Below are 14,005 nucleotides of genomic sequence, written 5' to 3'. Positions count from 1 at the left end.
GCGCGGCGGTCAGCTCAGCGTCGTCAGCGTAACCCCATGTTTCGCCCCGTAACGCTGAATACCGGCGATCACCTTCTCCGTGCTGAGCGGCGGTGGCGGCGGCAGCAGCGGTGCTCTTTCACGCAGCGCCGAGTCGAAGCGGGCAAAGGTAGCAAAATCGCGCGGGAACCGCTCTTCATCCACGCCGATGAAAACCCCCTCATCACGGGCATGGGCCAGCAGCGCCCGCCAGCGATCAATCTCCGCCAGCCCGATGCTGTCGGTGCCGTGAGAAAAGAGCATCATGTCGATATTGCGGAACGGCGGCTGTTTTTCCAGGAAGCGTTGCAGAGCCGCCGCTGACGGCTCAGTGCAGAACACCAGCCAGAACGGGATAGCCTGCTGCCGGATGCTGCTCCACGGGTCCATCAGCAGGAAACTGTCCACCGTCAGACGGGTCGGCAAAATACCGGCAGCCAGATACCAGTCACGATAGATCTCTGCCACCACATAACTCATCGCTTCCGGATCTTCATAGCGAATCTCCATCAGCCGCCAGTTCTGAGCTTCCGCCAGCTTTTTCAGCGGCGATATCAGATAACCATCCAGCCCCCACTCCGCTTCCGGCACCCGATCGGTGATGGCGGGCGGTGTCCAGCGCTCGCGGTCAACGCCATAACGTGCCAGATACTCCGCAACCCGCGGACCACCCTGTAAATACTCCTGCTCGGTTGCCCCGCCGAGCGCGCCAAACTGAAAGAAGGAGCGATCGCTGGTGCGCGTGACCGGCCACTGGCGGGTACAGTGATTAATGAACAGGGTGGATCCGGCAGGCAGGCTGCCCATCAGAAACTCGTTAAAGGCCAGCGGCAGATCGCGCAGTTTCAGCCGGAAATAGCGCATCTGGTCCAGCATCAGCCGATCCTGATTGGGGTCCTGCATATGGTGAACCGCCAGCCGCGGCCAGGCGGAGAGCAGCGCAGCGGCAATCTCTTTACCCTCCTCAAAACCTGCCTGCGCATCATCGGGATCGCTGCTGGTTGCCCGCACCGGGCAGAGAAAGGTTTGTGGCAGCCAGGGCACGCCCATCGCCGCCGCCAGATGCATCAGCGCACCGTTCGACGAGCCAATAAAGGCGGCAGGATAATCCTGCTGAGGATACTCACTGACCATCCATTCGGCGATGCCCTCCACATCCAGCTCCCCCGCCTGGCGCAGGCTGATGCCCTCCGCCATCCCGCCCAGCGCGTAGCCCCACTCCCGCAGTCCGGTCGGCAGCCGGTTCAGCGACGGCAGCAGCCGATCCAGCGTCGGAGACTGGCTGGGACTGGCAAAGGGTCGATCGTGCAGCGCATTCGCCAGCGCCAGCAGCATCGCTGCGGCGGAGTCAAATCGGGCAATACCTTTAGGGGGTTTACTCATGCTGATTCTCCTGCTGAATGCGCGCCAGGAACGGGCGAATGGCGTGACAGAAACTCCACGGATAGACGTAATGCAGGGTGTGCGTGCCGTCGCGCAGTGTAATCAGTTCGCTGTGCGGCATCAGCGCGGCAAGCTCATCCAGCCAGCGTGCCGGACAGACCGGATCGCGCGAGCCGCGCAGCAGCAGCGTGGGCGCATTGATGTAGGTGAGGCGATGCTCGATGTGGTCGCGCATCATCTCACGCATCGTGCCAAAGGCGCGGCGCAGACCCGCTTTAGCGTAATCGATGCGGGCCAGCGGCCCCGGCGGTCGCCGGGTTTCCAGCCGGCCATTGCGCCAGTCGCGCCACAGCTGACGCGGCAGGCTGCGGGCATGGCGGTCCACCGTCGGACCCTGCAGCACCAGTCCCGCCACCGCCTGCGGATGCTTCACCGCCAGCGCGGCCAGAATCTGACAGCCAAACGAGTTACCGACCCAGATTGCGCGCTGAAAGCCGTTGTGCTGCAGCCACAACCAGAGCGCCTCCGCCTGCTGGTCGACTGACATCACCGGCGCAGAAGCGGGCAGCGTACTGGCTCCGAAACCAGGCAGGTCGGGCACCAGCACGTGATAATCGCGGCTCAGCGCCAGCGCCAGCGGCTCCATCGCCCGGCCTGACATCACCAGTCCGTGGATCAGCACCACCGGCAGTCCCTTATCCTCATTGGGCGTGACCCGGGTGAACATCCGCCAGTCGCCCACCTGCTGAAAGTAACCGGCCATGCCGGCATAGTGGCTGCGCGGTGACACCGGCGGTGTCTGTTTCAGCTGCTGCCAGCGTTTCATGCCCCACAGGGTGGCCGCCACACCTAATCCCACGCCTGCCACTATCGCTGCCTGTTTTCGTCGCTGCTTCTGGCTCATCCACTGCTCCTGTTTCGGGGAGAATAATTCAGTGTAGGCCGGGATCGGATGGGAGGCGGTTTATCGGTGTCATGGCGAAGAAAAGTTCAGCGTGTCTCTTGCGGGGAGGCGGGACGCCGGAAAGCGTGTCTTCAGCCCCGGGATTCGCGGAGAGGGAAAAGGCGCCAGCGCGCCTTTTCCCTCTTTTTACTGTGCTTTGCGATAGGGATCTTTGATTAATGCCACGGAGAACGCCCCAATCAGTAGCACGGCAGAGACCGCCAGCAGTGCCCAGGTAAATCCCCCGCTGCTCTGGCGGATATAGCCAATCAGGGAGGGGCCGACAAAGCCGCCCAGATTCCCGACAGAGACGATCATGGCTAATCCGCCTGCGGCTGCGCTGCCGGTAAGAAAGCCCGAAGGGAGAGCCCAGAATGAGGCCTGAAAAGCGAGAATGCCGCTGACGGTAAAGCAGAGTGCCAGCATCTTCAGAACGGGCTCATTCACGACGGCGCTGCAGGCCAGCGCAAAGGCGGCGATAACGAGTGCACCACTGATCCAGCGAATGCGATGTCCGGAGGCATTGGCCCGCCGGGCCCAGAACAGCATGCTGAACGCGGCACAAATGTAGGGTAACGCGGTCAGGAAACCGGTGGTGGTGTGGCTGACGCCAAGCTGGCGGATGATCTGCGGCATCCACAGGCCCACCCCGATCGAACCGACAATCCCGCAGAAGTTAATAAACGCCAGCAGATAAAGCAGCGGATTCCGCAGCGCATCGCGCAGGCTGGAGCCGTGTGCTTTTTCAATCTGCTGTTGCTCGTTCTTCAGTCGTCTGCTCAGCAGGGACTTTTCCGTGTCGCTCAGCCAGTTTGCCTTCTCCGGGCGGTCGTTAAGGAAGAAGAGGCACAGCACGCCGAGGATCACCGCCGGGAACCCTTCCAGCAGCAGCAGCCACTGCCAGTTACGGATATGTTCATGCCCGGTGATTTGCATCAGCATCCCCGACAGGGGAGCGCCGATGATATTGGCCACGGGGATCCCGACTAAAAAGGCGGCCGTAATTTTTGCGCGCCAGCTTCCGGGGAACCAGTATGTGAAGAACAGGTAAATACCGGGCGTGAATCCGGCTTCGGCCACCCCCAGACAAAAGCGGGCAAAGGCAAAACTCAGGGGGCCGGACACGAAGGCGGTCGCCATGGAGATGAGTCCCCATGAGATCATGATGCGGGCAATCCAGATACGGGCGCCCACTTTTTGCATGATCAGGTTGCTGGGCACTTCAAACAGAAAATAGCCGATAAAAAACATCCCGGCGCCGAATCCGAACTGCTCAGCCGTGATGCCCAGATCGGCATTCATGCCCAGCGCCGCGAAGCTGACGTTGGTGCGATCCAGATAACTGACGACATAACAGATGAAAATAAAAGGCAGGATGCGGCGAAACGCTTTACCGGCTGCCTGTTCACTTTGTTCAAAATCCTTTTGATTCATCTCTTCACGATCGCCGGACACGGTTTCCGGCTCCGCAGGTGAGCCGGTGCTTACAGTATGCAGATTCATGAGTGCCTCCGCTGCGTTCAGAGAACGCAGAGTTGTTCTTAGAGAAATGCAGTGGACATAAAGGACAGTGGATGGCCGGGCGTCTTCATTGAACAGGTAAGAATGCTGCCGCTGACCGATTCGGTAATAAACAGTTGCTGTAAATTTTCGCCACCAAAGCAGAGGTTGGTGGTGGAGCGCCCGGCGGGACTGGTGAGGATTTCGGCAGGCTCAGCCAGATCGTTTAGCAGCCAGACGCGACCCAGCCCCGGATTGGCAATCAGTAGCTCACCCTGCGCGTTGATGGCCAGTCCATCGGGACCGCTGGGCCCGTGCGAGGTAAAATATTGACTCACTTTGCTGACCGACCCATCACGCTGAAGCGGCACGCGCCAGATGGCATTGCCGCGCGTCATCGCGACATAAAGCACTTTTTCATCTGGCGACAGAACCAGCCCGTTTGGGCTTGGACAGTTATCCAGCAGGATATCCAGTCGTCCGTCCTGGCTGAGACGATAAACACGGCCAGTCGGATCGTGAAGTCCCGTCTGACCCTGATCGGTGAAATAGAGGTTGCCCCGGCTGTCGGGCGTTAAATCGTTCACACCGCGAAAGCTCTCACTGTGGCGGCGAGGCAGCCACGGCGTCACGTCCTGCGTTTTAAGCGAGAGCTTCATTAACCCGTGATGATAATCCGTAATCAGAAGGGTATCCGGATCGACGAGTTTCATGCCGTTCGGTTCGCCATCATATTGCACGACGAGATCCCAGTTGCCTGCCATATCGACCCGGAATATCCGGCCATACGGGATATCGGTCAGGTACAGACAACCGGAAGGGTGCCAGACCGGCCCTTCCAGGAAGGAGTCGGTAAGCTGTCCTCCACGATTGGCGGCAGCCCAGGCATTGTTGCGGTCAGGGGAACGAAAGTGGTCGGGCAGCCGGGTAAAAATTGATGTCTCCCTGACATCCGCCTGCGTCAGATAAGTCATAGAATGGTGTCCTTTTCAGTGAATTCCTTAACCCGGCTGATACAATCCGTGCGCATGTGTGCGTCTCTGCGGTGAATCAGCGGTGTCTCATCAGCGAACATAGCCTGCCTCACAGTCTGTTTTACTAAGTAAAACTCAGGTGTACATGATGAAATCACTATATCGACGACACTGGCGCTGATGCCAGTGTTATGAGCTTGTTTATTATGTAAACAAGATATCACTCACAAATTATGCCGACATGTACCGGCCAGCTCATGAACTGCAGACGGGCGAAAAGCGAGAAAGGCTGAAGCCGCTTTTTAAAATGATGATGAAAAAGGGTTGAAGTCATATATAAAAAATAAAATTTTCAATCTTTTATACCCGGAGGAAAATGATCACCTGTCACGTCAAATACGTTATCGATCCCTGTCAGATACGCGAAATTGAAAATTATGCTTCGGAATGGAACCGATTCAGGGTTTAAGAAAGAGAACGGAGAAACGGGGGCGGCAACCTGAACAGACCTCAGGCGCAGAAAAAGGGAATTAAATCAGCGGAAGCAAAACAGAGAGGTGATAATCACCGGTCGATCCCTGACCGCGATTATCGAGGGTTTCCTGCGGGGTGCTCAGGACATGGCACCCGGCGGTACGTATTTGAACGTCTCAACGTAAGCACGGAACACGTATTTGAAAATGCGTTTCATGGAGCACCTGATTCAAATTAAGTTGAAGATATACTGAAAAAGTATAACTTCTGTGCGTTTTAACAGCAAATAAATTTGAACCCGATCACAAAACTACGGCTTCTCGCTTCATAAAAAACTATGCGGTGTAGCCGAGATGCTGCAGCAGAATGGTGGAACCAACGGCAATTAAGACGAGGCCACCGAGCACTTCCGCCCATTTACCCAGCACCGGACCAATAAAGCGCCCGACCAGGACACCGGTCGTCGCCATTACCGTGGTCGCGGCACCAATCGTCAGCGCGGTGGTGATGATGTTCACCTGTAAAAAGGCCAGGCCAACGCCGACCGCCAGCGCATCAAGGCTGGTGGCTACCGCGGTGGTCGCCAGTACCACAAAGCCGTGGCTTTTTGGCGCTTCACAGGGTTCGGCGACCGCGGTCTGACGGAAGCCTTCCATCATCATACGGCCACCCAGGAACGCCAGCAGTGCAAAAGCAACCCAGTGGTCCCACGCCATGATGTAACGGCTGGCTGCCAGGCCGAGTGCCCAGCCAATCAGCGGGGTCAGTGCTTCAATAGAGCCGAAAATCAGACCGGTGCGCAGCGCTTCTTTAAAACCAGGACGATGCAGCGTCGCACCTTTGCCCAGCGCAGCAGCAAATGCGTCCATCGACATACCCAGCGCAAGAATTAACGTAGCAATAAAGGTCATGATTTATTCACCTGGGGCGAAAAAGCGGCTATTCACGCTGAATTCACCACACAAAGTGTTCAGTTATGAAAAAGTGCGCGCAGTCTACCATGCAAACCCGCAGATAAAAAGACAGCAAAATCAGGGATTTAAGTATAGCAAAGGCTATAACTCTTATCTTCCGCTATGAATGGACCTAAGTCGATGGTGGCAAAGCGTTTTCTGGCCACTCTGAGTGCCTGAATCCCCGCTCCCTTCGCCTTTGCGCCCGATGCCGCCATTGAACCGCGCGGCCAATTACCGGAAAATGCCGGGCTGATAATGATGGGATACCGGTAATGAATAACCCTTTTGAAACGTTGATCGTGCCTGGTGGCATTCTGCTGCTGGGTTTTCTCTCGGCGCTGCTGCTGCCCGCCCCCGCCTTCAGCCTGACCGTGGCGCAGCATCTGCTGCAGCTATTCCATCTGCAGGATCTCAATCAGCTTTACACGGTCGTGTTCTGCATCTGGTTTTTACTGCTGGGCGCGCTGGAGTTTTTCGTTATCCGCTTTGTCTGGCGTCGCTGGTTCAGGGCCTGACGGCACAATGTGCGTCCACCAGCGCTTTTAGTTGTCCGGCGCTGCGGGCATAGCCTTCGCGCGGCAGATGTGCCGCGCCCAGCAACAGGCCTGCGTAGCGCTGATCCGCATCCTGATACCAGAGTGACAGCGGCGAGGGTGCCATCCCCCACTCTGCCGCCTGCTGAGCAATAAGCTGGTCCGGGGAACCGGAGGGCAGGCGAACGATCACCGCCAGCCCGGCGCGCTGCAGGTCCGGAAAATGGGGGTGCAGCGCAGCAACCATCTGCTCCAGCCGCTCGTGATACACACGCTTCATCCGCCGCAGATGCCGCATGAAGTGACCTTCCCGCAGAAACTCTGCGACCGCATTGTGCAGCAATCCTGCCGATGCCGGTGCCAGTAACGCGCACACCTCACCGAACCGGGCAGCCAGTGCGGGCGGCACCACCATAAAACCGAGCCGCAGCTGTGGCGTCAGCGTCTTGCTGAACGTGCCGATATGCAGGACCCGTCCCTGGCTGTCGAGGGCGGCCAGCGCTGGCGCGGCGCGATGACCAGGCTGGAGCTCACCCAGGTAGTCATCTTCAATAATCCAGCGCTGTTCGCGGCTGGCCCACTCAAGCAGGGCATGGCGGCGCGCCAGGCTCATCGTCATGCCAAGCGGTGCCTGCTGGCCCGGCGTCACCAGCGCAAAAGCGGCGTCCGGCGCACGCGTCACCCCGGCAGCGACCTGCATCCCCTCCTCGTCGACCGGCACCGCAACCGGCCTGACCCGCAACGCTTCCACCGCGCCGCGCGCCAGCCAGAGTCCGGGATCTTCCAGCCAGGCGGTTTTGCCCTGAAAATTCATCGCCAGGCCAATCAGCCCCATCGCGCCTGCATAGCCACTGGTAATGATGATCTGCTCCGCCTGACAGCGCAGACCGCGCGCCACCGCCAGATAGGCCACCAGCGCCTGACGCAGTGCCAGACTGCCACGCGGATCGGGATAGCTGGCTGGCCGGCTGACCTGCATTCGCGCCTGCCGCTGCAGGATGCGCAGCCAGACTTTGGCCGGGAATGCATCGCTGGCGGGCGTCCCCATCTGGAAGGTCAGCGGCGGCGCGTCAAACGCCTCGATCCCTTCAGAGTGCGGCGGAAGGCACCCGGCATCGGAGCGGGCCGGTTTTAATGGCGGCAGGGTGCTGACGAAGGTGCCCGCCGCGCCCCGGGTCTCCAGAAACTGACCATCGGCCAGCATGTCATAACTGGCACGGACGGTGCCGCGGGCAACACCGAGCTGCGCGGCCAGATCGCGACAGGAAGGCAGACGCGCCCCCGGCTGTAAACGGCCTTCACCAATCGCCTGCTCAATCAGCTGGCGCAGCTGTTCGCTCAGCCCACGCGACGTACCGCGCTGCAGCGTCAGCGAGAAAAGGGGGGATGGACCAGTCAGACTCTCATTTTTTGGCACTTTATCTGCTCCATTCAAAGGCCGAAAATCGCCTCATCAATCCCAGGAGGCAATAAGATGAGCGAACGTATCGATTTTCACCAGGCAGCACCGGCAGGCATGAAAGCACTGAGCGGCGTATACGGTTATCTGTCACAAACCGATTTGCCGCTCACTTTACTGGAACTGCTGTTCCTGCGCATATCGCAGATTAACGGCTGCGCTTACTGCATTGATATGCATACAAAAGCGCTGAACAAGGCGGGGATCGGCTGGGATAAAATTGTACTGACGTCCGTCTGGCACGAATCCGGTACTCTGTTCAGTGAAAAAGAGAAAGCGGCCCTGCAGTGGGCGGAGTGCCTGACGCTGATTGCACAGCATGGCGCGCCAGAAGCAAGTTATACCGCGCTGAGGGAGCACTTCAGTGACAAAGCGATTGTCGATCTGAACATCGCCATTGGCCTGATGAACACCTACAACCGCATGGCGATAAGTCTGAAAAAGCTGCCTGCCAGTGCGAATGCGTCATAAGTGAAACCGATGCGTGCGCCGCTGCGCGCGCATTTTCAGACTCACAAAAATGTAACATTATTTTTACACAAGAGCCTGTCCGGCTGCTTTATCAACAATTCAAACTATTCCGCATTGCATAATAAATCGCTAAAATTCAGATAATTAAATAATTCCGCACCGTTCATATCGATTCTGCCGTTGCACCATCATGGCGCTTTTCCGCAACATCCTTTCCGGGTTAACCCTCTGACTTAACAATAAAAAATCCCTAATCACGCAACCGTGCTGATGATTAATTCTTATGCTGAATCATTTCTGCATTTAAAAAATAAACAAATGTTTAATTCAGGGGTGAGAATGTTATATTCGGATGACAAAGCATAACGTGCAGTTAACCCGTTATCACCGCTTTAACCTATACCTGAGACTTAACCTTTGAGAAATAGCGCAACGCGCTCGCAAGAAGCGTGACTATTTCGCCTGCAAAACTGTTGGGCTTCAGGTCAACAGAAGAGGAGATGTCGCCTCATGTGCAATTCAGCTGTAAACCTTGCGCTCGCGATGAGTGCCATGGCAAAGGACACCACTAACGCGCAGGAGCGCAAAGACGTTGACGTGCTGCTGATTGGCGCAGGTGTGATGAGCGCTACCCTCGGTGCATGGCTGCAGGATTTAGCGCCGGACTGGTCCATCGAAATGGTGGAGCGGCTGGACAGCGTGGCCGAGGAGTCGTCCAACGGCTGGAATAACGCCGGCACCGGTCATGCCGCCCTGGCCGAGCTGAACTATACGCCGCAGCAGGCGGATGGCAGCATCGACATCTCTAAAGCGGTGACGATCAACGAATCGTTCCAGATTTCCCGCCAGTTCTGGGCCTATCAGGTCCAGAAAGGCAACCTGCGCAATCCCAGAAGCTTTATTCACAGCACGCCACACATGAGTTTTGTCTGGGGAGACGACAACGTCGAATTCCTGCGCAAACGCTATCAGGCGTTGCAGAAAAGCACCCTGTTCCGGGGCATGGCCTACTCCGAAGATCCGCAGCAGATTGCGCGCTGGATCCCGCTGGTCATGAATGGCCGCGATCGCCGTCAGAAAGTGGCCGCGACCTGGACGGAGATGGGCACCGATGTGAACTTCGGTGAAGTAACACGTCAGCTGATCGCCTCCTTAGAGAAGAAGGCGAACTTCCGCCTGCGTCTGCGTCAGGAAGTGCGTGACCTGAAACAGCTTGCTGACGGGCGCTGGCAGGTGACGCTGCAGTGTCTGAACAGCGGCAACCGCCGCACGCTGACAGCGGGCAAAATCTTTATCGGCGCTGGCGGCGCGGCATTGCCGCTGCTGCAGAAGGCCGGTATCCCGGAAGCGAACGGCTACGCCGGATTCCCGGTAGGGGGTTCGTTCCTGGTGACGGAAAATCCGCAGGTGGTGGCCCAGCATATGGCCAAGGTCTACGGCAAAGCCAGCGTCGGCGCACCGCCGATGTCCGTGCCGCACGTTGACACCCGCGTACTGGATGGCAAGCAGGTGCTGCTGTTTGGCCCGTTCGCCACCTTCTCCACCAAGTTCCTGAAGCAGGGTTCACTGATGGATATGTTCACCTCTCTGAACAGCAGCAACATGCTGCCGATGGTGAAAGTGGGGCTGAAAAGTTTCGATCTGGTGAAATACCTGATGGATCAGGTGCTGCAAAGCGATCGCGACCGTATGGACGCCCTGCGCGCCTATGTGCCGCAGGCGAAGCAGGAGGACTGGCGGTTAGTGACGGCCGGTCAGCGTGTGCAGATCATCAAGAAGGATGAGAAAGAGGGTGCTGTATTGCGCCTCGGCACCGAAGTAGTCGCCTCACAGGATGGGACGATTTCAGCACTGCTGGGCGCCTCACCAGGCGCCTCAACAGCGGCACCGATCATGCTGGAACTACTGCATAAGGTCTGTCCTGAGCAGATGGCCACGCCGGAATGGCAGAATAAAATCCGCGCCGTCATCCCTTCCTGGGGTCGTAAGCTGAACGGTGACGTGGCCCTGACAGAGAAAGTGTTGGCCGAAACCAGCCGTATTCTGCAGCTCGACTACTCGCCGGTGACACCGATGGCGGCAAACGATGAAGGACGTGAAACCGCGTTCGTTGTCGGCAAGTAATTCCGCACCGCTGATAAAAAGGCTCCGCACAGCGGGGCCTTTTTTATTGGCCGGTTGCCTGGTCGTCCTGGGGTTTCTCTATTAGGGTTAAGAGATCTTTTAGCTGAACACTCAGGAGGAAAAGGCATGTCTTACTCCCCTGCTTCACCGGAATTCACGCTGCTTGACCGCTACTGGCGGGCGGCGAACTACCTCTCCGTCGGGCAGATCTACCTGATGGATAACCCGCTGTTGCGCGAGCCACTCAGGCCGGAACATATCAAACCGCGCCTGCTGGGCCACTGGGGCACCACGCCAGGGCTGAATTTTATCTATGCCCACCTCAACCGGATTATCCGGCAGCAAAATCTGAATATGATCTACATCTGCGGACCCGGGCACGGCGGCCCCGGCATGGTGGCAAACACCTGGCTGGAGGGCAGCTACAGCGAAATTTATCCGCACATCAGCCAGGATGCGGCGGGCATGCAGCGCCTGTTTAAACAGTTCTCCTTCCCGGGCGGCATTCCCAGCCACGCGGCCCCGGAGACGCCCGGCTCAATTCATGAAGGGGGGGAGCTGGGCTATTCGCTCTCTCATGCATTTGGCGCGGCTTTCGATAATCCCGACCTGGTGGTGCCCTGCGTCATCGGCGACGGCGAAGCGGAAACCGGACCGCTGGCATCCAGCTGGCACGGCATCAAATTCCTCAATCCGCAACGTGATGGCGCGGTATTACCTATTCTGCATCTCAACGGCTACAAGATTGCTAACCCGACGCTGCTGGGTCGCAGCAGCGATGAAGATCTGCGTCAGCTGTTCAGCGGTTACGGCTATGAACCGCTGTTTGTCAGCGGGCATGAGCCGGAGAAAATGCATCCGCTGATGGCGGAAGCGCTGGACAATGCTCTGGCAAAAATCACCGCCTTCCAGCGTGAGGCGCGCCAGGGCAACGCCACGACCGATGTGCCGCGCTGGCCGATGATTATCCTGCGCAGCCCCAAAGGCTGGACCGGCCCCAAAACGGTCGACGGCAAAAAAGTAGAGGATTTCTGGCGGGCGCATCAGGTGCCGGTCGCCGCCTGTCGTGAAGATAAAGGTCATCGTCAGATTCTGGAAACGTGGATGCGGAGCTATCAGCCGGATGATCTGTTCGATGAACAGGGTCGCCTGAAGCCGGAGCTGCAGGCGCTGGCGCCGGAGGGCGACAAGCGCATGGGGGCTTCGCCTTATGCTAATGGCGGCCTGCTGCGCCGTGAGCTGGAGACGCCGGAGCTCGCCGCGTTTGCCTGCGAGGTCGGCGAACCGGGTTCACAGATGGCGCAGGCCACCGAGCATCTGGGACGCTACCTCAGCGTGCTGTTTCAGCGAAACCGCGACAACTTCCGGCTGTTTGGCCCGGATGAAACCGCTTCAAACCGCCTGACGCCGGTCTTCGACGTGACCAGCCGCACCTGGCTGGAAAGAACAGAGCCCTACGACGAGCAGCTGGCGCGCGATGGCCGCGTCATGGAAATTCTCAGTGAGCATCAGTGTCAGGGCTGGCTGGAGGGCTATCTCCTGACCGGCCGTCACGGGCTGTTCAACTGCTATGAAGCCTTTATCCACATTATCGATTCCATGTTTAACCAGCATGCCAAGTGGCTGAAAGTCACGCGTAAGCTGGGCTGGCGTAAGCCCATCTCCTCACTCAACTATCTGCTCTCTTCGCACGTCTGGCGCCAGGACCACAATGGCTACAGCCATCAGGACCCCGGCTTTATCGATCACGTTGCCAATAAGAAAGCGGACATCGTGCGTATCTATCTGCCGCCCGATGCCAATACGCTGCTCTGGGTAGGCGACCACTGCCTGCGCACCTGGGACCGCATTAATGTCATTGTGGCGGGCAAACAGCCTGCGCCGCAGTGGCTCGACATGGCCAGTGCCATAACCCACTGCGAAGCGGGCATGGGCGAATGGCGCTGGGCAGGCACCACGCCCGATAATGCACAGCCGGATGTGGTGATGGCCTGTGCCGGTGATGTGCCCACCATGGAAACCCTGGCGGCCGTCGATCTGCTGCGCGAGATGCTGCCTGAACTGCGGATTCGGGTGGTAAACGTGGTCGATTTAATGGCGCTGCAGACGCAGGATCAGCACCCGCATGGCAAATCCGACGCGGAATTTGATGCGCTGTTTACGCAGGATAAACCGGTGATTTTTGCCTTCCACGGCTATCCGACGCTGGTGCATCGCCTGACCTATCAGCGCACCAATCATCGCAACTTCCACGTGCGTGGCTTCAATGAAGAGGGCACCACCACCACGCCATTTGATATGACGGTGCTCAACGAGCTGGACCGCTATCATCTGGCGCAGGAGGCGATTCTGCGCGTGCCCGGGCTGGCGGATGCTCATCCCGCGCTGCTGGAGGATTTGCAGCAGCGTCTGGCCGCGCATCACCAATATGTCCGCGAACATGGCGAAGATCTGCCGGAGGTGCAGAACTGGAAATGGCCATCCGCCACTGCACCAGGCGCGCCTGACTAAGCGGCCTGCAGCGCGTCGGTCATCATCCAGACGGTGGTCGCCACCAGCGACAGCGCCATCAGGCTGTTAAACAGCTGGCGCTTCCAGGCAATCTGCAGATGGCTGCGCAGGCGGTCGCCCAGCGCAGCCCAGATCAGGATGCAGGGCAGATTGAGCAGCATGAAGCAGATCATCACCGTGACGACGCCGCTGCTGGCGCTGTAGAGCAGTGCCACGTTGCTGGCCATCAGCCAGGCTTTGGGGTTAATCGCCTGGAAACAGGCGCCTCCCAGCAGCGTCATCGGCTGCGGCCGGGTGCGCGTTTCGGGGGCGGCAGCACGAAAAATCTTCCAGGAGAGCCACAACAGATAGGTGCAGCCTGCCAGCGTCAGCGGCAGGCGTATGGCCGACATCCAGTGCAGCAGTACCTCCAGCGCCATTCCGGCAATCACCGTTTGCACCGCACAGCCCAGTAAAATGCCGAACATCATCGGCAGGGTGCGCCGCATGCCAAAATTGACCCCGGAGGTCGCCAGCAACAGATTGTTCGGGCCTGGCGTAATCGACATGACGGTGACGTAACTGAAGAAAGAGGGATCAAGCATAGTGGCGCTCCTGAAAGTGGACAGAACTCTATGCTACGGCGCGGAAAAGGATGGTAACAGTGACACAAAATCACT

The 14,005-nt window shown here is 58.4% G+C and carries 12 protein-coding genes; 4 read left to right on the top strand and 8 right to left on the bottom strand.

Annotated features, from left to right (window positions below; translation table 11 throughout):
• Nucleotides 1-9 precede the first annotated feature (9 nt).
• From FJW00_RS21280 to mntP, 6 genes are all read right to left on the bottom strand, one after another.
• The gene (locus FJW00_RS21280) at nucleotides 10-1,401 is read right to left on the bottom strand and encodes a hypothetical protein (protein ID WP_140925600.1); all 1,392 of its coding nucleotides are present in this window, start codon (nucleotides 1,399-1,401) and stop codon (nucleotides 10-12) included.
• A complete protein-coding gene (locus FJW00_RS21275) occupies nucleotides 1,394-2,305 on the bottom strand; it encodes an alpha/beta fold hydrolase (RefSeq protein ID WP_140925599.1) in 912 nt (303 codons plus the stop codon). Before FJW00_RS21275 ends, FJW00_RS21280 begins: the two co-directional genes overlap by 8 nt.
• 186 nt (nucleotides 2,306-2,491) lie before the next feature.
• A complete protein-coding gene (locus tag FJW00_RS21270; protein WP_058956913.1) occupies nucleotides 2,492-3,847 on the bottom strand; it encodes an MFS transporter in 1,356 nt (451 codons plus the stop codon).
• Between the two features lie 38 nt (nucleotides 3,848-3,885).
• Nucleotides 3,886-4,818: an SMP-30/gluconolactonase/LRE family protein gene (locus FJW00_RS21265; RefSeq protein ID WP_140925598.1), complete on the bottom strand. Its 933-nt coding sequence runs from the start codon at nucleotides 4,816-4,818 to the stop codon at nucleotides 3,886-3,888.
• Nucleotides 4,819-5,431: 613 nt separating this feature from the next.
• On the bottom strand, nucleotides 5,432-5,509 hold the full coding sequence (gene azuC / locus FJW00_RS22775) for a stress response protein AzuC (protein ID WP_140925668.1): 78 nt from the start codon (nucleotides 5,507-5,509) through the stop codon (nucleotides 5,432-5,434).
• A 118-nt stretch (nucleotides 5,510-5,627) separates the two neighbouring features.
• Nucleotides 5,628-6,203 carry a manganese efflux pump MntP gene (gene mntP, locus FJW00_RS21255; RefSeq protein WP_046100803.1) on the bottom strand — a complete coding sequence of 192 codons (576 nt, stop codon included), beginning with the start codon at nucleotides 6,201-6,203 and terminating at the stop codon, nucleotides 5,628-5,630.
• 317 nt (nucleotides 6,204-6,520) lie between these two features.
• Here mntP and FJW00_RS21250 point away from each other — a divergent pair, with 317 nt between their 5' ends.
• Nucleotides 6,521-6,763, top strand: a complete 243-nt coding sequence (locus FJW00_RS21250; RefSeq protein ID WP_009087958.1) for a DUF1158 domain-containing protein — start codon at nucleotides 6,521-6,523, stop codon at nucleotides 6,761-6,763.
• Here the strand turns inward: FJW00_RS21250 and pdxR are convergent.
• Complete coding sequence (pdxR, locus tag FJW00_RS21245) at nucleotides 6,753-8,198, bottom strand: MocR-like pyridoxine biosynthesis transcription factor PdxR (protein ID WP_140925597.1); 1,446 nt, start codon at nucleotides 8,196-8,198, stop codon at nucleotides 6,753-6,755. The genes FJW00_RS21250 and pdxR overlap by 11 nt on opposite strands.
• Before the next feature lie 57 nt (nucleotides 8,199-8,255).
• Here pdxR and FJW00_RS21240 point away from each other — a divergent pair, with 57 nt between their 5' ends.
• From FJW00_RS21240 to FJW00_RS21230, 3 genes are all read left to right on the top strand, one after another.
• Nucleotides 8,256-8,711 (top strand): carboxymuconolactone decarboxylase family protein, encoded by a 456-nt coding sequence (locus tag FJW00_RS21240; RefSeq protein WP_009087962.1) that lies wholly within the window; start codon nucleotides 8,256-8,258, stop codon nucleotides 8,709-8,711.
• A gap of 510 nt (nucleotides 8,712-9,221) precedes the next feature.
• Nucleotides 9,222-10,835: a malate dehydrogenase (quinone) gene (gene mqo / locus FJW00_RS21235; RefSeq protein WP_140925596.1), complete on the top strand. Its 1,614-nt coding sequence runs from the start codon at nucleotides 9,222-9,224 to the stop codon at nucleotides 10,833-10,835.
• Between the two features lie 126 nt (nucleotides 10,836-10,961).
• On the top strand, nucleotides 10,962-13,346 hold the full coding sequence (locus FJW00_RS21230; RefSeq protein ID WP_140925595.1) for a phosphoketolase family protein: 2,385 nt from the start codon (nucleotides 10,962-10,964) through the stop codon (nucleotides 13,344-13,346).
• Here the strand turns inward: FJW00_RS21230 and FJW00_RS21225 are convergent.
• Nucleotides 13,343-13,930 (bottom strand): LysE family translocator, encoded by a 588-nt coding sequence (locus FJW00_RS21225; RefSeq protein WP_140925594.1) that lies wholly within the window; start codon nucleotides 13,928-13,930, stop codon nucleotides 13,343-13,345. The two genes, FJW00_RS21230 and FJW00_RS21225, sit on opposite strands and share 4 nt — an antisense overlap.
• Nucleotides 13,931-14,005: the final 75 nt, after the last annotated feature.

It is taken from the genome of Pantoea anthophila, assembly GCF_006494375.1.
Taxonomy (GTDB): domain Bacteria; phylum Pseudomonadota; class Gammaproteobacteria; order Enterobacterales; family Enterobacteriaceae; genus Pantoea; species Pantoea anthophila.
The sequence above is the reverse complement of the archived record's forward strand: the minus strand, read 5'-3'. Positions and strand labels throughout refer to the sequence as shown.